21 protein-coding genes, 1 tRNA gene and 1 pseudogene are annotated in these 19,556 nt (G+C 65.9%); 16 read left to right on the plus strand and 7 right to left on the minus strand.

Annotated elements, in window-relative coordinates; all coding sequences use genetic code 11:
* Positions 1 to 189 precede the first annotated feature (189 nt).
* Genes HT579_12445 through HT579_12455 form a run of 3 tightly spaced genes read left to right on the plus strand, consistent with a single transcriptional unit; the run spans position 190 to position 2,151 of the window.
* Positions 190 to 657 (plus strand): YchJ family protein, encoded by a 468-nt coding sequence (locus HT579_12445; GenBank protein ID QKS29645.1) that lies wholly within the window; start codon positions 190 to 192, stop codon positions 655 to 657.
* A 29-nt stretch (positions 658 to 686) separates the two neighbouring features.
* Complete coding sequence (locus HT579_12450) at positions 687 to 1,451, plus strand: pseudouridylate synthase (GenBank protein QKS29646.1); 765 nt, start codon at positions 687 to 689, stop codon at positions 1,449 to 1,451.
* Entirely contained in the window at positions 1,444 to 2,151 is a 708-nt protein-coding gene (locus HT579_12455) for a hypothetical protein (protein QKS29647.1), read from the plus strand. The genes HT579_12450 and HT579_12455 overlap by 8 nt, the downstream gene beginning before the upstream one ends.
* Before the next feature lie 136 nt (positions 2,152 to 2,287).
* On the opposite strand, the gene paaI is transcribed toward HT579_12455, so the two are convergent.
* Positions 2,288 to 2,812 (minus strand): hydroxyphenylacetyl-CoA thioesterase PaaI, encoded by a 525-nt coding sequence (gene paaI, locus HT579_12460; GenBank protein QKS29648.1) that lies wholly within the window; start codon positions 2,810 to 2,812, stop codon positions 2,288 to 2,290.
* 141 nt (positions 2,813 to 2,953) lie between these two features.
* Here paaI and HT579_12465 point away from each other — a divergent pair.
* The 5 genes from HT579_12465 to HT579_12485 all read left to right on the plus strand — a co-directional run bounded on the left by HT579_12465 (position 2,954) and on the right by HT579_12485 (position 5,751).
* Positions 2,954 to 3,044: transfer RNA gene (locus tag HT579_12465), tRNA-Ser, on the plus strand.
* Positions 3,045 to 3,489: 445 nt separating this feature from the next.
* Positions 3,490 to 3,795, plus strand: coding sequence for an IS66 family insertion sequence element accessory protein TnpB (locus tag HT579_12470; GenBank protein QKS29649.1), 306 nt, complete (start codon positions 3,490 to 3,492; stop codon positions 3,793 to 3,795).
* Complete coding sequence (gene tnpB, locus HT579_12475) at positions 3,795 to 4,154, plus strand: IS66 family insertion sequence element accessory protein TnpB (protein ID QKS29650.1); 360 nt, start codon at positions 3,795 to 3,797, stop codon at positions 4,152 to 4,154. The genes HT579_12470 and tnpB (HT579_12475) overlap by 1 nt, the downstream gene beginning before the upstream one ends.
* Before the next feature lie 38 nt (positions 4,155 to 4,192).
* Positions 4,193 to 4,876, plus strand: coding sequence for a hypothetical protein (locus HT579_12480; GenBank protein ID QKS29651.1), 684 nt, complete (start codon positions 4,193 to 4,195; stop codon positions 4,874 to 4,876).
* The gene (locus tag HT579_12485; protein ID QKS29652.1) at positions 4,873 to 5,751 is read left to right on the plus strand and encodes an MBL fold metallo-hydrolase; all 879 of its coding nucleotides are present in this window, start codon (positions 4,873 to 4,875) and stop codon (positions 5,749 to 5,751) included. The genes HT579_12480 and HT579_12485 overlap by 4 nt, the downstream gene beginning before the upstream one ends.
* 435 nt (positions 5,752 to 6,186) lie before the next feature.
* Here the strand turns inward: HT579_12485 and HT579_12490 are convergent, their stop codons facing one another.
* From HT579_12490 to HT579_12500, 3 genes are read right to left on the minus strand one after another with little or no spacing between them, the layout of a single operon-like run.
* Complete coding sequence (locus HT579_12490; protein ID QKS29653.1) at positions 6,187 to 7,794, minus strand: IS66 family transposase; 1,608 nt, start codon at positions 7,792 to 7,794, stop codon at positions 6,187 to 6,189.
* Between the two features lie 38 nt (positions 7,795 to 7,832).
* A complete protein-coding gene (gene tnpB, locus HT579_12495; protein QKS29654.1) occupies positions 7,833 to 8,192 on the minus strand; it encodes an IS66 family insertion sequence element accessory protein TnpB in 360 nt (119 codons plus the stop codon).
* Positions 8,192 to 8,497, minus strand: a complete 306-nt coding sequence (locus HT579_12500; GenBank protein ID QKS29655.1) for a transposase — start codon at positions 8,495 to 8,497, stop codon at positions 8,192 to 8,194. Before HT579_12500 ends, tnpB (HT579_12495) begins: the two co-directional genes overlap by 1 nt.
* A gap of 717 nt (positions 8,498 to 9,214) precedes the next feature.
* On the opposite strand from HT579_12500, the gene HT579_12505 reads away from it, so the two are divergent.
* Positions 9,215 to 10,282 carry an asparaginase gene (locus tag HT579_12505; GenBank protein ID QKS29656.1) on the plus strand — a complete coding sequence of 356 codons (1,068 nt, stop codon included), beginning with the start codon at positions 9,215 to 9,217 and terminating at the stop codon, positions 10,280 to 10,282.
* Positions 10,283 to 10,666: 384 nt separating this feature from the next.
* A complete protein-coding gene (locus HT579_12510) occupies positions 10,667 to 11,413 on the plus strand; it encodes a histone deacetylase family protein (GenBank protein ID QKS29657.1) in 747 nt (248 codons plus the stop codon).
* A 369-nt stretch (positions 11,414 to 11,782) separates the two neighbouring features.
* On the opposite strand, the gene HT579_12515 is transcribed toward HT579_12510, so the two are convergent.
* The 3 genes from HT579_12515 to HT579_12525 form a co-directional block, all read right to left on the minus strand.
* Positions 11,783 to 12,598, minus strand: a complete 816-nt coding sequence (locus HT579_12515) for a beta-propeller fold lactonase family protein (protein QKS29658.1) — start codon at positions 12,596 to 12,598, stop codon at positions 11,783 to 11,785.
* A 161-nt stretch (positions 12,599 to 12,759) separates the two neighbouring features.
* Positions 12,760 to 13,233 (minus strand): hypothetical protein, encoded by a 474-nt coding sequence (locus tag HT579_12520; protein ID QKS29659.1) that lies wholly within the window; start codon positions 13,231 to 13,233, stop codon positions 12,760 to 12,762.
* Entirely contained in the window at positions 13,230 to 13,433 is a 204-nt protein-coding gene (locus HT579_12525; GenBank protein QKS29660.1) for a hypothetical protein, read from the minus strand. The genes HT579_12520 and HT579_12525 overlap by 4 nt, the downstream gene beginning before the upstream one ends.
* 355 nt (positions 13,434 to 13,788) lie before the next feature.
* Here HT579_12525 and HT579_12530 point away from each other — a divergent pair, with 355 nt between their 5' ends.
* The 6 genes and pseudogenes from HT579_12530 to HT579_12555 all read left to right on the plus strand — a co-directional run bounded on the left by HT579_12530 (position 13,789) and on the right by HT579_12555 (position 19,420).
* On the plus strand, positions 13,789 to 15,078 hold the full coding sequence (locus tag HT579_12530) for an efflux RND transporter periplasmic adaptor subunit (protein QKS31633.1): 1,290 nt from the start codon (positions 13,789 to 13,791) through the stop codon (positions 15,076 to 15,078).
* 13 nt (positions 15,079 to 15,091) lie between these two features.
* A complete protein-coding gene (locus HT579_12535) occupies positions 15,092 to 16,318 on the plus strand; it encodes an ABC transporter permease (protein ID QKS29661.1) in 1,227 nt (408 codons plus the stop codon).
* Between the two features lie 84 nt (positions 16,319 to 16,402).
* The gene (locus tag HT579_12540) at positions 16,403 to 17,122 is read left to right on the plus strand and encodes an ABC transporter ATP-binding protein (protein QKS29662.1); all 720 of its coding nucleotides are present in this window, start codon (positions 16,403 to 16,405) and stop codon (positions 17,120 to 17,122) included.
* Positions 17,123 to 17,544: 422 nt separating this feature from the next.
* Positions 17,545 to 18,186 carry a PEP-CTERM sorting domain-containing protein gene (locus tag HT579_12545; protein QKS29663.1) on the plus strand — a complete coding sequence of 214 codons (642 nt, stop codon included), beginning with the start codon at positions 17,545 to 17,547 and terminating at the stop codon, positions 18,184 to 18,186.
* Positions 18,187 to 18,443: 257 nt separating this feature from the next.
* Entirely contained in the window at positions 18,444 to 19,055 is a 612-nt protein-coding gene (locus HT579_12550) for a PEP-CTERM sorting domain-containing protein (protein ID QKS29664.1), read from the plus strand.
* Between the two features lie 158 nt (positions 19,056 to 19,213).
* Positions 19,214 to 19,420 (plus strand): annotated as a pseudogene (locus HT579_12555) (Rpn family recombination-promoting nuclease/putative transposase).
* Positions 19,421 to 19,556 lie beyond the last annotated feature (136 nt).

Genomic DNA, 19,556 nt, shown 5'->3' on the forward strand with positions numbered 1-19,556 from the left:
GGAAAACAAGCATGGGATTGTAGCAGAGAGTGTTTTTTGCGGCAGCACGCAGCCGTCTGCAGTGGCCATTCGCGGCCGCCAGCTGCTACCGGCGAGCACTCCGATGCGGTGTTGGCAGTCGATTCGCCTGGCGCCGGCTGGCAGGCTGTGGCATCCTTTGCCGCTCAGCGCAGGCAGCGGCGGACGAGGATGAAGCGGAGAACGGAAGTCGGCACGACCCGGACGGAAGGCGGCGGCGACGCAGCGGCCTGCCCTTGCGGCAGCCAGCGTCCGTATGGCGGATGCTGTGCTCCCCTGCACGCCGGCGTCGCCAGCGCTGCCGACGCGGCGGCGCTGATGCGCTCGCGCTACAGCGCCTACGTTCGCGGCCGCAACGACTACCTGCTGGCGACTTGGCACCCGTCGACACGGCCGCTTGGGCTCGACGACGCTGCCGCGACTCACTGGCTCGGTCTGCAGATTCGAAGACACTTGCCGGCTGCGCCGGATGCTGCGACAGTCGAGTTCGTTGCCCGCTATCGCCTTGCCGGGCGCGGCGGGCGGCTGCACGAGATCAGTCGATTCGTCCGCGAGGATGGTCGCTGGTATTACCTCGACGGCGAGTTTCCAGCGCCTGCGGCTGACGGCCGCGCGGCGTCGCCGGCTGCCGGCGGCTAGTGGCCTCGACAGCGTCAGGCGACCGGGCCGTGCTGCCGATCCTCTTTCGTGACGAACATCTGGTGGCCATCGACAAGCCGGCCGGGTTGCTGGTGCATCGCACCGTGCTCGACGCGCACGAGCGCCGCTTCGCCCTGCAGATGCTGCGCGACCAGCTCGGCTGCCACGTTTACGCCATCCACCGGCTCGACCGGGGCACCTCGGGTGTCCTCCTGTTCGCCCTGAGCAGCGAGGTGGCGCGGGTGATGAACAAGATGTTCACGCAGCGACAGGTCGAAAAGCACTATCTCGCGGTCGTCCGAGGATATCCGCCACTGCAGGGCGAGATCGACCATGCATTGCGCCGCTGCTTCGGCGACGACGAGGCTGACGACGAAGCGGCCACTCCGACCGCCCAGCAGGCCATCACCCGCTATCGCCGACTGGCGACGATCGAGCTGCCGCACGCCGTCGACCCCTATCCGCACAGCCGCTACGCGCTGCTCGAACTGGCGCCGCTGAGCGGCCGTCGTCACCAGTTGCGTCGCCATCTGAAGCACATCGCGCATCCGATCATCGGCGACACGACCTACGGCAAGGCGGCGCACAACCGCGTCTTCCGCGCGCTGCTGGGCTGCCAGAGAATGCTGCTGGCGTGCACCGAACTGCGTTTCCCGCACCCTGTCAGCGGCATGCCACTGACCGTCGTGGCACCGCTGGCGGGGGAGTTCCTGCGCCTCGTCGAGCGGCTGCAGTGGACGGCAACGCTGCCGCGTGCATGGCTGCCGGCCGGCGCGGTCACCGCTGATGGCTGAGGTCGAAGAATCTCTGTTGGCAGGGGTGCCGCTGCTGCTCGTACGGCCGTCCGGCAGCGTCCGCGCGCTGCCGACCGTGCTGTGGGTGCACGGCTACGGCGCCAGCAAGGAGACGCACCTTGCCGAACTGCTCCGCCTGGCGGACCTCGGCCTGCTGGCCGTCGGCATCGATGCCGTCGCCCATGGCCGGCGGCGCCCTGCCGGCTTCGAACACCGGGTCACGGGCTCGCCACGAGAGGACGCGGCGGTCTTCCGCCAGATCGTCGGCGACACCGTTGCCGGATTGCCGCCGCTGGTCGACGAACTGCTCGCGCTCGGTCTGAGCGCGCCGGGCCGGCTCGCCATCGCCGGCGTGTCGATGGGGGGCTGCATCGTCTATGGCGCCGTTGCCGCCGATCGCCGCTACGCAGCAGCCGTGGCGCTGCTCGGTTCGCCCGAATGGGCGCGGCCCGCAGACGATGGCGCCTGGCTCGACGCTTTCCATCCGACTGCGCTGCTGTCGATCACCGCCGCCCGCGACAGCGTCGTGCCGCCAGCGGCTGCACGCGAGCTGCACGCGCTGCTCGCCGGCCGCTACCGCCTGCAGCCAGAGCGGCTGAGCTACCGCGAACTGGCGGGTGCGCCACACCTGATGCCGGCGGCGGACTGGGCGACGGCCACCGGTCACGGCGCGGCCTGGCTGATGCGCTTCCTGCGGTGATCGCCGCCTGCGTGGGCGGTCGCCGGACCAAGCGCTGGCGCCGTCACGGGTCCCAGCAATCGTGGACGGCACGTTCAAGGCGTGGCACCGTCAGCCTGCCTGTCAGCCCCGGCTCGCCGCCCGTTGCTGGTGCGCCTCACTGTGGATTGCCCTCGACCCGGCTGATCGCTGGGCTGGCCGATGCCGGGCGGGCTTCTTCGGCTTCCAGTCCGGCGATCACCTCGCCGGCAATCCGATAGGACTTGCCGCGAAAAAGGGCGATGACCTTGCCGTTGTGATTGCGGATCGTCGTGTCGTAAACGCCGGTGCGCCCCGCTCGCGAGCGCTCCTCGCACTCGGCCTCGAGGACCTCCCCCTCCGCCGCCGGCGCCAGGAAGTCGATGTGGCACGCCGAGGCAACCGTGTTGCGGTTGTAGGCGTTGCAGGCGTAGGCGAAAGCCGAGTCGGCAAGGGTAAACAGATAGCCGCCATGGCAGATGTGGTGGCCGTTGACCATGTCCGGCCGGACGACCATCGACATTCGCGAGTAACCGGGGCGAACGCTGATGATCTGCAGGCCGATCAGCCGACTTGCAGCATCGCGGCTGTACATCGCCTCGGCCGTCAGCTCGGCGAGACGGGCGGCCGCCTGTGACTCATGGGCGACGGGGTTCTTGGGCATGACTTGTCCTTTGGGCAGAGACTCCCGGCCGGCCGAGGTTCCGCGCCAGCCCCCGGGGTGACCTTGCAGGACGTGCGCCCGCTGCCTGCGCACGTCCGGTTTGGTGTTCCCCCGGCCTTCTGCTAGAATTCCCGGCCTTCCGGAGAGATGGATGAGTGGTTTAAGTCGCACGCCTGGAAAGCGTGTTTAGGATAATATCCTAACGCGGGTTCGAATCCCGCTCTCTCCGCCAGTATATGTATCTAATTGCTTGATTGCGAATGAAAAGTAGTAATTTGCTCGCTTCTGACAGACAAGATGACCCACAATAAGGGCGTCCTTCAACGAGTCCCTCTGACGTGCCAGGCGGAGTATCCATGACCTCCATTCCATTCGGGAAAGTGACCGGCGGGCGGAGGAGGCGAGGGGCTGCTGAATGAATCATCGGTCAGTTGTCGTTCCGCAGTGACACCCGCTGCGTGTCGGGAAGGAGTGGGGAATGGAGACCTGCGGGAAGCAAGAAGTGTTCCCCTCGTCCCTCTGGTCCCAAGAATTCAGCTGAAGTGGTCTAATTTCGCTGGACACCTCGATAGGTGGATGATGCACCTTTGGAGTAACCGGTAACCAGCCGGCGTTCTTCCCCACACTCGTCGTCCTGACGAGAATGCCTTCCCTGGATCACGGAATGGAGGTGAGGCATGGAGACGACGGCCAGGAGGTTGCGGGTGAAGCGTGGCGCGGAGCAGTGGCGGGTCCTGCTGTCGCGCTTTGACGGCAGCGGCTTGAGCGTCGCTGAATTCTGCGCGCGGGAAGGAATCAGCGATACCAGCTTCCATCGCTGGCGAAGCCGCCTGCAGGCCGGCGGCAGCAGCAAGCCCGACCAGGCGGCGCCGGGCGCCTTCCTTGACGCCGGCGTCCTGCGCCGTGAGCACCCGTCGGCTGCGCGTCTTGAACTGACCCTCGACCTCGGCCAAGGTCTGCAGCTGTCCCTTGTTCGCGGCTGATGTTCTTCCCGGAAGCGCGAATTCGCGTGCAGGTCTATGGTTGCCCGGTCGATCTGCGTCAATCCTTCGACGGGCTGATTGCGCTGACGCGCCACGCGCTGCGCGAGGACCCCGTGAGCGGACAACTCTTCGTCTTCTTCAACCGGCGCTCGACACTGGTCAAGGTGCTCTACTGGGACCGCAGTGGTTTCTGCGTCTGGGCCAAGCGTCTCGAGGCTGGCCGTTTTATTTCCGACTGGTCCAAGGCGAGCACGCGTGAAACCGACTGGACCGGGTTGAAACTCCTCCTCGAAGGCATCGAGCCGGGGCGCATCCGGAAGCGCCACCGCCCGCCAGAGCGCCGTGAAAATGGCTTGTAAACATGGACTTGGCGTCTGGTTTCGGGTACCATCCGCACATGAACCCAGCCCCCTGGTCCGCCCTTTCCAGCCTCGAAGACGCCGCGACCTTGAGCCCGCAGAACGTCCTCGATCTCGCCGCAGCCTGGCGGGAATGGGAAAGGACCGGCGCCGTCCTGCGCCAGGAAATCGCCGGGCTCAGGCAGCAGATCGACTGGTTCAAGCGACAGCTCTTCGGCCAGAAGAGCGAACGCCGCATCGACATCGGCAGTCCCGGCCAGATGAGTCTGGGCGAATGGCCGAGTGAGCCGGCAGCGCCGGAAGCCAAAGGCCGTCCCGTCGTCGCCCATACCCGCAAGGCGGCAAGCCGGCGCAACGACGACGAGTCCGTACCCTTCTTCGACGAGACCCGCGTGCCGGTCGAGGTCATCGAACTGTCGGCACCGGAAACCGATGGCCTCTCGCCCGAAGACTACGAGATCATCAGTCACAAGGAGAGCTACCGTCTGGCGCAGCAGCCGGGGAGTTACGTCCTCATCAAGTATCGGCGGCCCGTGGTGAAGATCAGGGCCAGCCAGGCGCTCGTCTGCGCGCCGGCGCCGAGCACCGTCATCGACGGCAGCCGGGCTGACGAAAGATCTCTTCGCCGCCAACCCGCTGCGCTCTCCCTTGCACCGGCAGGCTCCATAGGCGGGGCCAACGCCGCAGGGTTACCGATTACAACACCCGAGGAGACACAATGAAGTCACTGCTTGCGGCCGTTGCCGTGCTGCTCCTGCTTCCGGCAACCGGCTCCGCCCAGGATGCCAAGCGCATCACCACTATCTCGGATGCCTTCGGCAGCATGTCCACGCTGCGCCGCGACTGGGGCTATGCTTCTTTCGTCGAATACGCCGGCAAGCGCATTCTCTTTGACACTGGCAACAACGCCGCCGTCTTTGCCCACAACGTCAAGTTGCTGGGTATCGACCTCACGCGTCTGGACGCGGTGGTGATCTCGCACCGGCACGGAGACCATACCAGCGGCCTGACCCATCTGCTCGAAGTCAATCCCGGCGTACGCATCTACGCCCCGCAGGAAGGCGCCTTCTTCAAGGGAGAGGTGCCGCGCGGCTTCCTGAAAACCGAAACCGGCCTTCCGCCCGAACTGCGCTATTTCGACGGACAGGCTCCCGACAGCCTTCCGACAGGCACGCCCTGGGAAAAGGGAAACTTCGAAATTGTCCAGGGCATGAAGGAGATCTTTCCCGGCATGTACGTGCTTTCCACGCGCTCGCAGAAGCCCGGCACGATGGAAATGAACGAGCTCTCGCTGGCCCTGAAAACCCAGCAGGGGCTCGCTGTCGTGGTCGGATGCTCGCATCCGGGCGTCGAGGTGATCCTCCAGGCGGCTGCGAAGATCGACCCGCAGATCTACACGGTGACGGGGGGTTTCCATCTCGTCATGTCCCCGCGCGAGGAAGTGGTCCGGGTGGCCGATGCACTACAGAACGCGCTTAAGGTCGAGCGCATCGCGCCGGGACACTGCACCAGCGAGCTGGGATTCTCGATACTGCTCGATCGCTACAAGGACCGTTTCGACCGCGCCGGGGTAGGCAGCATCATTGCCCTGCCATGATCATCTGAACGGCGCTGGTGACGCGGCCGAACAATCACCGCTGCCTCCGGCGGCGCATCACCGAAAGGTCGAAGGATAGGAAATCCAACGCGACGACCTGGGGCATCCTTGACTGTGGCCGCAGCTGTCAATCGCCGATCTCGCGCGGGAAAGCCTCGAAAACCTCCCGCATCGCGGCTCCTTCACCGCGTGATGAGTGGCGGCGTGCCTTGACTATCCACTGCCCCGGGCCGGAGCACCGAAATCGATCCATCCGCACATGACCGAGCGCTGCGGACATGCCAGTGGCCGGTTCTCGGAATCCACGTAGTCAAGGTTCTCTGCCCGACAGGAGCACGGCGCCAAGCCCAGCGTTCGACAACCTCAATGCGCTCGCGGCCTATGTCGCCGCCGATCAATTCAGCGTAACCGGTAACCCTGCGGCGTTGGCCCCGCCTATGGAGCCTGCCGGTGCAAGGGCGAGCGCAGCGGGTTGGCGGCGAAGAGGTCTTTCCAGCAGCGGGGCGTGAGCTCGTGGACCCGGTCTGCCGGGTGCTGTCCGACGCGCTGCAGGACATCGACCAGGTAGTCATACGGGTTGATGTCGTGCAGCCGGCAGGTGACGATCAGGCTCTGCAGGATGCCGACGTGGCGGGCACCGAGTTCGGTCCAGCAGAACATCCAGTTGCGGCGACCCATCGGAATCACGCGCAGGGCCCGCTCGAGATGATTCGTATCGATCGGCACGTCCGGGTCGGTGAGAAACACTTCCAGTCCAAAGCGGCGGTCGCGGGCATAGGCCAGCGCCTTGGTCAGCGGATTGCTCGGCAGCAGACCCTGCGCCGCGAACCGTTCGTCGATCCAGGCGAAGAAGCGCTCGACGACCGGCCTGGCATGCGCCAGCCGATGATCCTTCTTGCGCTCGCCACTCAGCCCGGCCTGGCGGATGTCTTCCTCGACCTGATACAACTCGCCGATCAGCGCCAGCGCCTCGGCTCCGGCTTCCGGTTCGGCGGCCTGCGCCTCGAAGAAGCCACGACGGGTGTGCGTCCAGCACTGGGCATGCGTGATCCCGGTCTTCGCCGCATAGTGGGCATAGGCGTGGTAGCCATCCGACAGCAGCACCGCTCGCTCGCCAGGCGTCAGCCCCAGCGCTGCCTCGACGTGCTTGATCTCGCGGCTCTCGAAGAAGGGGAAACAGATCTCGTCGCGTTCTCCATAGACGGGCCAGAAATAGCCTCGCTTCAGCTTCCCGGGCCCGCCCTGTCCGGCCTTGATCGGCGTTTCATCCATCGCCTTGACCCTGGACTCGCGAATCGACGCCAACTGCGCCTCGTGGATCGCCTCGAGCAGGGCCGCTCCTTGCTGGGCGATCTGCGTCAGCCACGGCCGGCTGACGGTGAAACCCGCATCGGTGAGGCGTTGGTGCTGGCGATACAGCGGCAGGTGGTAGGCGAACTTGTCGATCAACAGGCCGGCGACGAAGCTCACGTCCGCCCGGCTGCCGTCGATGACGGTGCTCGGCGCCGGCGCGCAGACGAGCGCCTGGCTGGCCCTGATCTTCACCACGGGCCGCCGATACTTGATGAGGACGTAACTCCCCGGCTGCTGCGCCAGACGGTAGCTCTCCTTGTGACTGATGATCTCGTAGTCTTCGGGCGAGAGGCCATCGGTTTCCGGTGCCGACAGTTCGATGACCTCGACCGGCACGCGGGTCTCGTCGAAGAAGGGTACGGACTCGTCGTCGTTGCGCCGGCTTGCCGCCTTGCGGGTATGGGCGACGACGGGACGGCCTTTGGCTTCCGGCGCTGCCGGCTCACTCGGCCATTCGCCCAGACTCATCTGGCCGGGACTGCCGATGTCGATGCGGCGTTCGCTCTTCTGGCCGAAGAGCTGTCGCTTGAACCAGTCGATCTGCTGCCTGAGCCCGGCGATTTCCTGGCGCAGGACGGCGCCGGTCCTTTCCCATTCCCGCCAGGCTGCGGCGAGATCGAGGACGTTCTGCGGGCTCAAGGTCGCGGCGTCTTCGAGGCTGGAAAGGGCGGACCAGGGGGCTGGGTTCATGTGCGGATGGTACCCGAAACCAGACGCCAAGTCCATGTTTACAAGCCATTTTCACGGCGCTCTGGCGGGCGGTGGCGCTTCCGGATGCGCCCCGGCTCGATGCCTTCGAGGAGGAGTTTCAACCCGGTCCAGTCGGTTTCACGCGTGCTCGCCTTGGACCAGTCGGAAATGAAACGGCCAGCCTCGAGACGCTTGGCCCAGACGCAGAAACCACTGCGGTCCCAGTAGAGCACCTTGACCAGCGTCGAGCGCCGGTTGAAGAAGACGAAGAGTTGTCCGCTCACGGGGTCCTCGCGCAGCGCGTGGCGCGTCAGCGCAATCAGCCCGTCGAAGGATTGACGCAGATCGACCGGGCAACCATAGACCTGCACGCGAATTCGCGCTTCCGGGAAGAACATCAGCCGCGAACAAGGGACAGCTGCAGACCTTGGCCGAGGTCGAGGGTCAGTTCAAGACGCGCAGCTGACGGGTGCTCGCGGCGCAGGACGCCGGCGTCAAGGAAGGCGCCCGGCGCCGCCCGGTCGGGCTTGCTGCTGCCGCCGGCCTGCAGGCGGCTTCGCCAGCGATGGAAGCTGGTATCGCTGATTCCTTCCCGCGCGCAGAATTCAGCGACGCTCAAACCGCTGCCGTCAAAGCGCGACAGCAGGACCCGCCACTGCTCCGCGCCGCGCTTCACCCGCAACCTCCTGGCCGTCGTCTCCATGCCTCACCTCCATTCCGTGATCCAGGGAAGGCATTCTCGTCAGGACGACGAGTGTGGGGAACAACGCCGGCTGGTTACCGGTTACAATTCAGCAACCCCGGCTCGCCGCAAGAGAGCAACCGGGTCCAGGCGATTGACAGCATCACACGCCACTTCAGACGCTGGTCTCTCGCCGCCACCGCACCGCCGTGCCGCCTCAGGGTGCTCGTGGAAGAACTCGTCCTCAACCTCCAGAAGCGCATTCGCCATTGCTCCCGACCTCCAAAACAGGCACCCCAATTCCCGCCGTTATCACGCATGCAAGCGGATGTGACCTTGTGCCAAGCTTCGAGGATTGGCTTCGTGTCTGGTGGATCGCCTCATGCCCCGCTCGCATATCGTGCCGCTCGCCGGAGAACGCTACCGCTTGAAGCATCAGCGCCAAGCCGACATCGTCAACGCCAGAAGCGGAGCGAGCCCCTGAAATTGAGCGCGGCGCGCCGGTAACCATTCTTCCAGACCGGCCTCCAGGCGGTCGTCTGGCGCAAGGGCCATGACTTGTGGGGGGTACCAGTACGCAATCGGTGTGTGCGGGAAGAACGTGGGCGCCTTCAATCGGCGTTGACAAGCCGGAAGAAATCTGTACAAAGCAAAGTACGACCCGGCGTTCGAGCAAGCTGGTGTCCTGCTTCAGGGACAGCCTAGTCCCTGTACACAACTGCACGCACAGGAGGAACCATGTTCAACGCCACTTCAAGACACTGGTTGATCGCAATGGTATCAAGTCTCGTGGTCAGTGCCGTCTTGGCTGCCGACAAGCCGCACGTCGTCATTCTGGCCACCGGCGGCACGATTGCAGGGGCAGGCGCCGATGTCACCAACAGCGCCACATATCAAGCGGCAAAGGTGCCGGTCGAGAAGCTGATCGCCGGCATTCCGCAACTGAGCGGGATCGCCGCAGTGCGTGGCGAACAGGTTTTTCAGATTGCTTCCGAAAGCCTGACCAATGCCAATCTGCTGACGTTGGGGAAGCGCGTTTCGGCCTTGGTCAAGCAAAGCGACGTCGATGGCGTGGTCATTACGCACGGCACCGATACGCTTGAGGAAACCGCCTACTTTCTCACTCTGGTGGTGCGTACCGACAAGCCCATCGTGCTTGTCGGTTCGATGCGACCGGGGACGGCGATGTCGGCCGACGGAATGCTCAATCTGTACAACGCGGTCAGCGTGGCGGCCAGCAGCGATGCCCGTGGCAAAGGCGTGTTGGTGGCGATGAACGACGAGATCAGCAGTGGCCGCGACGTCTCGAAGATGGTCAATATCAGGACCGAAGCCTTCAAGAGTCCGTGGGGGCCGCTGGGAATGGTTGTCGAGGGCAAGAACTACTGGTTCCGTCTACCCGCAAAGCGGCACACCAATGGCTCCGAATTCGACATTGACAGGATCGAGACACTGCCGTCGGTTGAAATCGCGTACGGTTCAGGCAACGCTACGGATACCGCTTACCGCGCCTTTGCAGCGAGTGGTGCCAAGGCCATCATTCATGCCGGGACGGGCAATGGTTCGGTGAGCAGTGCGGTAGTGCCCACTCTGCAGGAACTCCGGGGTAAAGGGGTCCAGATCATTCGTTCATCGCACGTCAATGCTGGCGGCTTTGTGTTGCGCAATGCCGAGCAACCCGATGACAAGTATGACTGGGTGGTGGCGCATGACCTCAATCCGCAAAAGGCGAAGATTCTTGCCTCGGTGGCTCTGACCAAGACCCAGGACAGCAAGGAGTTGCAGCGGATGTTCTGGGAGTACTGATTCTCGGTCGGCGATCAAGGCAGCGAGTCCTGCGAAGGCACTTCCTGATTCGCCTCCGAGAGGCGCCTGAGTGGTTGGAGAGCGAACGCCACTTTGGCGAGTAGTCAGGGCTCGGACGGCAAAGGGGAGGAAAGTTTCAGGCCAGGATAGCTGCGCGCAGTTGTCCCAGGCTCTTCCTGGCCTTGGGCTTGGATGCCACCAAACCCACACGCAGCCTTGCACGAAGGAATGCGGTCCCACGGGCAGGCGCACCAAGGGCGGGTCTTGCGCATTCACCGGGCGGTGTCCCGGCGTAGTGCCTCGTCCAGTAACCGCTCGCCGCGTACACTTTGGCGGCGGGAGAGTAGTCAGGCTCCTGGCGTCCGTGCTGAAGGAGGCGAGTCAATGAAGGTTATCTGGAGCGAGGAGTTCACCGATTCCTATGCGGTCGATCCGGCAGCGGAACCCGGACGCATGGAGGCCATTCGTGATGTCATTCGGAATGCGGTGACTTTCGTGGCTGCCCGACCGGCAAGCGAAGAGGATATCGCCCGCTGCCACACAAAGTCTCATATTGAGCATGTCCGGCGGATTGGCATATACGACATCGCTGCGCTGTCGGCGGGTGCCGCCATCCAAGCTGCGGAGATCGGAATGAACGAGCCCTGCTTCGGCCTCATCCGCCCCCCGGGTCATCACGCTTCGGCGGACAGTTGCTGGGGCTTCTGCTACTTCAACAATATGGCGATCGCTCTGGAAAGGCTGAGGTACGAGGGCAAGGTCGCCAAGGCCCTTGTGCTCGACATCGACCTGCACTTCGGTGATGGGACGGTCGATATCCTGGCGGACAAGGGTTACGCGACCATCGTCAACCCCGCGTCGAACTCGCCGGCGGACTTCATCCGGCAGGTGGGCGTAGCCTTGGACTCGGAGACCTACGACATCATCGGAGTTTCCGCCGGTTTCGACTATGCCCGCGAGGACTGGGGGGGCTTGCTCGGGGAGTCCGACTACACTGACATCGGACGGATGGTCCGCGCAACTGCACGCAAGACCGGAGCCGGATTCTTCGCCATCCTCGAAGGCGGTTACAACCATCGGGTGCTCGGACACAACTGCATGGCGCTACTGGACGGCATGCGCGAGAACTGAACGACCACGCCGCCAAGCCGAAGTCCACAGACGTCCTCTTGTGGGGCATTCCGCCTCGGGCAGCGCGCCTGGCGTCTATCGAAGCAACCGACCGTGACGCGCTGTCACACTGAGCCGAGACAGCTGGTGGGCGCCACAGAGTTCGTTGGTCGGCAGGCAATGGACGCCGTGATGCGTGGTCATCGTGCCGGGCCGGCACCTTCCTCATGCCTGACTGGTCGAAGGCCAGGATCCTGGGCTGCTTGCCCATGGCGAGTCGATGCGGGCGCGCCACGACCCACACGGGAAGCCGTGATTCCGGCGGCACCACGCAATCCCGCTCGAGTTCGACCGCGCCAAGGCGACTGTCGACGGCGCCCGGGTCGCGCCTCAGTCGACCCGCAGCAGCACGACGCGATCGTTGTAGGTATCGATGACCCAGACGTAGGGCGCGCGGGCAAGAACTGCCTCGGGCTTGTGGAAGGCATCGGCGGCGCGGCCGCGTCGGCCGCTGCCGAGTACACCGAGGAGTCGATGGCTGCGATCGAGGAGCAGGATGCGATGGTTGTACTCGTCCGCCAGCCAGAGGCGATCGCCGTCGATGGCGAGGTACTTCGGCCCGCTCAGGCCAAGCGCAGCGCCGAAGCTGGCCCGATGCCGCAAGGCGGCGTCGAAGACCTGGACGCGGTTGTTGCCCGAATCGACGACATACACCGTGCCGTCGCTCGCGACTTCGACGTCATGCGGATTGCGCAGTTCGCCGTCGCTGCTGCCCGGGTCGCCGGCCGTTTGCACCAGCCTGCCGTCGCGAAACATGCTCAGCGTCGCGCTGCGCGTGTTGCTGACGAGGACCCGTCCGTCCGGCATGATCGCCACCCCTTCCGGGCCGGCGAGACCCGTCAGCTCGCCGACCAGCCTGGCTTGCGCGCCCTTGATCTCGTAGATCGCCACGCGGTCGTTGCCGGTGTCGGCGACGAGCAGTCGTCCGGATCGGTCGAACTCGGCATCGTGCGGATGGGACAACTCAGCGGTACCGAAGCTGCCGACCGGTTTCAGCGTCATGGCTTCGAGAACCTGGATGCGGCTGTTGCGCATGTCGGTCAGGTAGATCAGTCTGCCGTCCGGAGAAAGGGCCGCATCGTGCGGTTGCGCCAGTCCGTCCGCGAACTCGGCGAGCTGCGTTGCGCGCAGGGCGGTTTGCGCCACGGTTGGCAAAGACAAGAGAAGCAAAGCGGCCAATACGAAAATGCGCAGGCTCATGAACCGCGCGGCCGTGCGTCGAGGCAACGGTGCCAAGGGCTGCGGCAGGCCCCGGCCTGCCCGACACCCGCCTGTGGCAGCCATTGCCGGTGCACCCTCGGCCCGGTTCACGAGTCCTCCGGCGACATGCGGTAGAGGTGGCCCGACTCGGGTGCCCCAGACTGATGGTGGCCAACCAGCATCGGCATCACCCAGACCAACTTGCGCAGCGACCTGCCGGGACCATGCGCCTGATTGCGCCAGTGCCTCCGGTGCCGGTGCGTCACCGGATTACCCGCGCCGGGGCTGGCCGAGGCACGGACGCGCTGCCGCTGCCTTTCGACCTGCTGGCCGCACAGCAGAACGGGAACGTAGCCGCGCGCCGCCAACTGCGATCGCGCGCGCCTGACATCCTTGCCCTGGCCAGTGCTCGCTTTCGTCTGCAGGGCTCCCGGTGTACCGGTCGGCCAGACCGTCGCGATGTCGTCCGGATGGGCGGTGACCGTGCGCGCAAACGGACGCAGCTCGGCGGCGTTTTCAGGTGCCAGAAGCGCTGACCAGTCCAGCGGCCCTCGCGGTGGCGGCGTTCTTTCTTGGCTCATGGCTCGACTTCCTTGCTGAAGTTGGTGGCGCCTGCCGGTCGTCTGGCGACCAGCGAATCGTATCTTGCCTCGGCGGCAGACAGGACGAAACGCATTGCCGCCATGGTGACGGCAAAAGCGATCGCCGACAAGGGCGCGACGCGATGACCGACGCGCGTTCGCCGGCGCCGGCGGAGCGCGGCACCAGCGGCAACGGCCATGCTCAGTCAGAAGACCGGCCTGGCGGCGGCCCATGGCGTCGGTCCGGCGAACAACCAGCCCTGCGTCAATGGCAACGGACGGCTGGCTTTCCCGATGTGGGCCTGCCTCTGGCTCAACGGTACGTCGACAGCGGTCTCACCCGGCAACGACGGGACCGACAGGGCCCGCAACCTCCTGGCCGATCGCTGCCCGGCCCGCTCGTGGGGTGCCTGGCCTGTCGCTGTGCCGAAACTGCGCCGAGTATGGGATGATGCACGGCCGACAGCGGACAACACCGCCAAACGCCAAGACGCCACCCCCCACATGCTTGCCGACCGAGGCGCCTGTCAATACCGCAGCGCAACCATTTCCCAGATGCCCCGCCGCTCGATCCTCGTCCTGGCCGCTGTCGCCACCCTTGCCGCCGGCCTGTTCGCCTGGTGGTCCACCCGCGCGCCGACCGTGCCTGCGGTGAGCCTGCGCGTCGCTCCCCTGGTGCGAACGCTGCAGTTCTCGGCACGCGTGGCCACCTTCTCCCGCGTCGATGTGGGCAGCACGCTGACCGGCCGCGTGCTGCAGGTGCTGGTGGATGAAGGCGCACAGGTCAGGAAGGGTGACGAGTTGGTGCGCATGGAAAGCGACGAACTGCAGGCCGCGCTGGCGCAGGCGCAGGCCAGCGAGCGCCAGGCCGCTGCGCGCCTGGCGGGGCTGCGCAGCACCGGGCGCCGCACGGCCCAAGCCGCCGTGGCGCAGGCGGATTCGGTCCTGGCGGCTGCGCAGGCCGACCTGCAACGGACGCAGGCGCTGGTGGCCAGGGGTTTCCTCAGTGACGCGCGACTCGACGAGGCACGCCGGGCGGCTACCGTCGCGCAAGCGCAGCAGGCCAGCGCGCGTGCCCAGAGCGTGGCCAACGCCGAGCAGGGCACCGAGGTGCTGCAGGCGCAGGCGCAGCTCGCACTGGCCAGTTCCGCCACCGCCGCCGCCAGTGCGCGCCTGGCGCAAGCGGTGTTGCTGGCACCCGCCGATGCCACCGTGCTGGCTCGCCTGGTCGAGCCCGGCCAGATCGTACAACCCGGACATGCGCTGTTGCGACTGGCACTGGCTGGCCCGCTGCAACTGGTGGCGCAGGTCGACGAGCGCTATCTCGGACAGTTGCAGGTCGGCCAGATGGCCAGCGTCCTGGCAGACGCCTTCCCCAGCCAAGCCTTCACGGCGCAGGTGCTGTCCATTTCGCCGCTGGTCGATGCCCAGCGCGGAGCGATCGAGGTCAAGTTCTCGCTGCCGCAGGCCGCTCCGCCCTTCCTGCGGGAAGACATGACGCTGTCGGTGGAGGTCGAGACGGCTCGCCGCGAAGCGGCGCTGGTGGTGCCGGTTGACGCCCTGCGTGGCGACCAGGCGGCGGCCAGCGCCGTCGTCCTGGTCGAACGCGACGGCCGGGTCGAAGAGCGGCAGGTGCAGGTGGGCCTGCGCACCCTCGAAGCGGCCGAGATTCTCGCTGGGCTGAACGCAGGCGAGACGGTCCTGCGCGGCAGCGTGCTCAAGCCGGGCAGCCGGGTGCGCCCGGCGATTGCCGACACGCCGCTGCCGGCTGCGACCGATCCCGGGCTGCACAAGGGCACGCGCGAGGATGCCGGCGCGGCGATGAGCAACGCGATGGGTCGCTGAGACTTCCACCCATATGCTCAACTGGCTCGGCTTCGAACGCCGCGTGGCGGTGCGTTTTCTGCGCGAGGGACGCATGCAGACCGTGCTGATCATCGTCGGCGTCGCCGCCGGTGTGGCGGTCGTCGCCTACATCTCGGCGCTGATCACCGGTCTGCAGAGGAACACCCTGGAGAAGACGCTGGGTGCCCAGGCGCACGTCACGGTCAGCGCCCTCGACGATGTGGTTCTCCCGGCGCGCCCGCCGGTGGCAGGCAGCACCGCGCTGGTGCAGACGCAGCCACGCGTGCAGCGACCGCGCAGCATTGCCAACTGGCAGTCGCTGGTGCCGGTGCTCGAGGCGATGCCAGCGGTGGCAGCGGTGTCGCCGATGGTTTCCGGCGCCGGCCTCGCGCAGCGCGGCGAGGCTTCGAAGTCGATCGCGCTGATGGGCGTCGACCTCGACCGTTACGACCGCATCGTGCGCCTGCGCTCCAAGGTCGTGCAGGGTGAAGCGCGCCTCGAGCCGGGGGAGGGCATCATCGGCCGCGAACTCGCCGAAGACCTCGGGGTGCGCGTCGGCGACCGCATCAGTCTGGTCACCGGCAGCATCAGCGAGTCAGTGCGCGTCACCGCGCTGGTCGACCTCGGCGTGCGCGAGCTCAACCGGCGCACCGTCATCGTCCCGCTGCGCGCCGCACAAAGCCTGGTTGGCCTGCCCGGCGGTGCCACCGGCCTGGATCTGGCCCTGGTCGATGTGTGGGTCGCGCAACGCCTCGCCAGCGACCTGTCGCAGCGTTTCCCGTACAAGATCGAGAGCTGGCAGGAGGCGAACTCGCAACTGGTTTCGGCGCTGAACGCGCAGTCGGTGAGCACGGCGCTGATCCGCGGCGTGGTGATGGTCGTGGTGGTGCTCGGCATCGCCAGCGTACTCGTGGTTTCGGTGGTGCAGAAGCAGCGCGAGATCGGCATCCTGCGCGCCATCGGCGCCACGCGTGGGCAGATGCTGCGGGTCTTCCTGCTGCAGGGGGCGATCGTCGGCGCGCTCGGCTCGACCCTCGGCGTCCTGCTTGCGGTGGGCCTGATCAAGGCCTTCACCACCTTCGTCCGCGGCAGCGACGGCCTGCCGCTGTTCGCCATCACCCTGGCGCCGAGCCTGGCACTGGGCGTCGCCGGCATCGCCACCGTCTGCGGCGTGCTCGCTGCAGTGGCGCCGGCCCGCCGCGCCGCCGCGCTCGACCCGGCACAGGCGATCCGCATGTGAGGCGGCGGCGATGAGGCGGCGATCGCGCACCGGCAGCGCCGCCAGCGGGGCGGCGGGCGAGCGCGTGGCGGCCAGGGGCCGGACATGAGGACGAACGCTTCGCCGCTGATCGAACTCGCCGGCGTCCGCAAGAGCTACAACCTGGGCATGCCCAACGAGGCGGAAGTGCTGCATGGCGTCTCCTTCGCCATCGGCCGCGGCGAGTTCGTCGCGCTGATCGGCCCGTCGGGCTCGGGCAAGAGCACGCTGCTCAACATCGTCGGCCTGCTCGAACGACTGACGGCCGGCAGCTACCGCATCCAGGGCGAAGAGACCAGCGGGCTCGACGATGCCGGTCTCACCTTGCGCCGGCGGGCCGTGCTCGGCTTCGTCTTCCAGTTCCACCATCTGCTGCCCGCCTTCTCGGCGCTGGAGAATGTCACCCTGCCGGCGCTGATGCGCGAAGGGCGTGTCACGCCGGCGCAACACGAGCGGGCGCGCGCCATGCTCGCCGCCGTCGGACTCGGGAACGACATGCACAAGCGCCCCGGCGAACTCTCGGGCGGCATGCAGCAGCGCGTGGCGATCGCCCGCGCGCTGGTCCTCGAACCACCACTGGTGCTGGCCGACGAGCCGACCGGCAACCTCGACCGCGCCGCGTCGGACGAGGTCTTCGTGCTGCTGCGGCGCATGCACGCCGAGCTGCAGACCTCTTTCCTGGTCGTCACCCACGACCCGCGCCTGGCCGCCCGCTGCGACCGGGTGATCGAACTGGTTGATGGGAGCATCGAGAGCGACCGCTTCGCCACCACGGTGCCGGAGTGAGCCTGCGCAGGAGGCCGTGCTGACAGGTTGCCCGCCGGCGTCCGCATGTCGGAATGCGCTTCCCCAACACGCGAATCCTGGCCCGCGCACCTGCGCGCAGGGGGCAGTCGGCCGGCTCGGCGGCGGGGCAGCGGTGCGTCCGCGCCGCTGCTCCTGGCTGCCGGGCAGCCGTGCAGCCGCTGTAGCCGGTGCAGCGGTGCGTCGCGCGCCACTGGCCGATGCCGTTGCCAGCGTCGCATCACCGCACGACACTGTCGAAAACTTTTACACCAGCTTGCCGGCAGTGGCTTCCCGGCACCGCAGTTGCCCTGTCTGTCCACCATAACCACATGGTTTATTGGATTCTTTTATGCTTGTGTCGCGATCTGGTACGGATCATGCTTGTTGTGAATCAAGTGATCTGTTCGTTCCAGGAGATGAAGATGAAAGCCACCAAGCTGGTCCCGTTCGCTCTTGCCGCGCTGGCGCTGTCGGCGATCGGTCCGGTCTCTGCAGCACCCCTGACGGTGTCGAGTTACGACATGCTCAACGGCAATACCGGTTCGTACAACTACTGGGACGAGTCCTACTCGGGCAGCGGCTCGAAGTTCGTCGATGGCGCGCCCCTCAGCGGCGGCAAGGGCGATCTGACCGACGGCATCATCGCTGCCGCCAACTGGTTCATTACCGAGGCGCCAGCCGGACCTGGTCCGTATGTCGGCTGGACGATCAACCCGGTCATCCACTTCCATTTTGCCGGGCCGGTCACCATCAACCAGATCACTTTCAGTCTTGACGACGCCAATGGCGCTGGCGGCGTCAGCACACCGCAGAGCGTGGTGATCGGCGGCACGAGCCACGCCATCGCTGACCCGATCGGCAGCGCGCCCTTCCAGTTCGTCGTGAGCAACCTCAACCTGAACGTTTCCGACCTGGACATCCAGTTCATCCGCAACAACCAGTGGGTCTTCGTCAGCGAGGTATCCTTCGACGGACAGGCGGGCGACGCGCCACTGCCGGAGCCGGGCATCCTGGCCCTGCTTGGCCTGGGAATGACGGGTCTCGCCCTGGCCAGGCGCCGCTAGAGGAGTCCGTCGCGACGACGACAAGCCCCGCTGCGGCGGGGCTTCGTGTTTTCTGGCGCCACGTGCGCAGGCAGCCTTGCATCCGCTTTCCTTCCAGGCACGCCAAAAACCTGTCGGCCGAATTGACACTTCGCTGGTCCCGGCATCCTGCCATTGCGAAAATATGGCTTTATATCCGTTTCTTGTATTTTCTGGCACGATCTGTGCTTTTACTTGCAGGCCGTCATTCAACAATCAACTCCAACAGGGAGGTTCCCGTGAACCGCATCGCCAGAAATCTCGCATTCATTGCCGCCATGGCTTGTACAGCTGCCACCCAGGCTGCGCCGGTCAACATCGACTTCAGCGCCCTCGGCCTGGCCGAAGGTCAAAGCGTGGAAGGATCGACCTTCAGTGGCGCAACCTTCACTTCGCAGCAGGGCAACCTGACCTACACCAACGCATATGGAGCAGGGATTGCCAATCTCCCCGCAGGAGACAGCGACATCGTGGTGAGTTTCGCCGGCGGAGTCACTTCGGTTTCCGTGCGCGCGGGCGACGGTGCGGGTGATAACGATGCGTTCTCGATCAGTGCGTATGCCTTGGGTTCCGGCACCTTCCTCGGAACGTTCAATAGCCCCGTCTTCGGTGGTGCCAACGAGCCTGAGTGGTACACCCTCACCGTATCGGGCCTGGGCCTGATTGGCCACATTGTCTTCGACCCGGCCAACTCCGGCGTCCTTCCCGGCGTATTGGGCCGTAGCGGAGGGGTTATCATCACCGACGTGAACTTTGACACGGGCGGCCATGCCATACCCGAGCCGGCGTCGCTGGGTCTCCTGGCACTCGGCCTGGTTGGCATGGCTGGCCTGCGCCGCCGTCGCTGCTGAAGCCTGCTCCACCACAAGAAAAAAGCCCCGACCGGGGCTTTTTTCTTTTGTCGGGTCATCGCCTGCCTGCCGATTCGGCAGACAGGCTCCAATCTCGCGAAGCGGCGGCTCGTAGGTCGCCCTTGGCGACAAAACGGATGGCCGCCTCGCCGGGCGTGCTGCCATTTTTCCAGCCAGAGCCGCCCGCCGGCAGCGGCGGACCTGTTGCCAACCCTCACGACACGGGCTACAAGCTCCTCTTTTCGAGTCCGGAACTGGTGCGCGACCTGATTCTCGGGTTCGTGCCGGACGAATGGTTGCATCGGCTCGACTACAGCACTCTCGAGAGAGTGCCCGGCAGCTACGTCACCGAAGACTTCAGCAACTGTTGAGCAGATCGACATCTGGCTCGATCAGGTCCTCGATGCCGGGAGCCTGGACGACCTTTTCGGACCGACCACGCCCTGCTGATGCGAGCGTTTTGCGTCCGTGCCTGATTCGATGCGCATGCGCTCAGGGTCC

The sequence above is a fragment of the Candidatus Accumulibacter similis genome, assembly GCA_013347225.1.
Classification (GTDB): domain Bacteria; phylum Pseudomonadota; class Gammaproteobacteria; order Burkholderiales; family Rhodocyclaceae; genus Accumulibacter; species Accumulibacter similis.

Excerpts from the sequence above, each read along its gene's own strand:
- HT579_12525 (QKS29660.1), bottom strand. The coding sequence starts at position 13,433 with ATGGCCGTTGCCGCTGGTGCCGCGCTCCGCCGGCGCCGGCGAACGCGC.
- HT579_12445 (QKS29645.1), top strand. The coding sequence starts at position 190 with ATGAAGCGGAGAACGGAAGTCGGCACGACCCGGACGGAAGGCGGCGGC.
- paaI (QKS29648.1), bottom strand. The coding sequence starts at position 2,812 with ATGCCCAAGAACCCCGTCGCCCATGAGTCACAGGCGGCCGCCCGTCTC.
- tnpB (QKS29654.1), bottom strand. The coding sequence starts at position 8,192 with ATGTTCTTCCCGGAAGCGCGAATTCGCGTGCAGGTCTATGGTTGCCCG.
- HT579_12520 (QKS29659.1), bottom strand. The coding sequence starts at position 13,233 with ATGAGCCAAGAAAGAACGCCGCCACCGCGAGGGCCGCTGGACTGGTCA.
- HT579_12455 (QKS29647.1), top strand. The coding sequence starts at position 1,444 with ATGGCTGAGGTCGAAGAATCTCTGTTGGCAGGGGTGCCGCTGCTGCTC.
- HT579_12535 (QKS29661.1), top strand. The coding sequence starts at position 15,092 with ATGCTCAACTGGCTCGGCTTCGAACGCCGCGTGGCGGTGCGTTTTCTG.
- HT579_12485 (QKS29652.1), top strand. The coding sequence starts at position 4,873 with ATGAAGTCACTGCTTGCGGCCGTTGCCGTGCTGCTCCTGCTTCCGGCA.
- HT579_12530 (QKS31633.1), top strand. The coding sequence starts at position 13,789 with ATGCCCCGCCGCTCGATCCTCGTCCTGGCCGCTGTCGCCACCCTTGCC.
- HT579_12500 (QKS29655.1), bottom strand. The coding sequence starts at position 8,497 with ATGGAGACGACGGCCAGGAGGTTGCGGGTGAAGCGCGGCGCGGAGCAG.
- HT579_12545 (QKS29663.1), top strand. The coding sequence starts at position 17,545 with ATGAAAGCCACCAAGCTGGTCCCGTTCGCTCTTGCCGCGCTGGCGCTG.
- HT579_12540 (QKS29662.1), top strand. The coding sequence starts at position 16,403 with ATGAGGACGAACGCTTCGCCGCTGATCGAACTCGCCGGCGTCCGCAAG.
- HT579_12490 (QKS29653.1), bottom strand. The coding sequence starts at position 7,794 with ATGAACCCAGCCCCCTGGTCCGCCCTTTCCAGCCTCGAAGACGCCGCG.
- HT579_12470 (QKS29649.1), top strand. The coding sequence starts at position 3,490 with ATGGAGACGACGGCCAGGAGGTTGCGGGTGAAGCGTGGCGCGGAGCAG.
- HT579_12505 (QKS29656.1), top strand. The coding sequence starts at position 9,215 with ATGTTCAACGCCACTTCAAGACACTGGTTGATCGCAATGGTATCAAGT.
- HT579_12480 (QKS29651.1), top strand. The coding sequence starts at position 4,193 with ATGAACCCAGCCCCCTGGTCCGCCCTTTCCAGCCTCGAAGACGCCGCG.
- tnpB (QKS29650.1), top strand. The coding sequence starts at position 3,795 with ATGTTCTTCCCGGAAGCGCGAATTCGCGTGCAGGTCTATGGTTGCCCG.
- HT579_12510 (QKS29657.1), top strand. The coding sequence starts at position 10,667 with ATGAAGGTTATCTGGAGCGAGGAGTTCACCGATTCCTATGCGGTCGAT.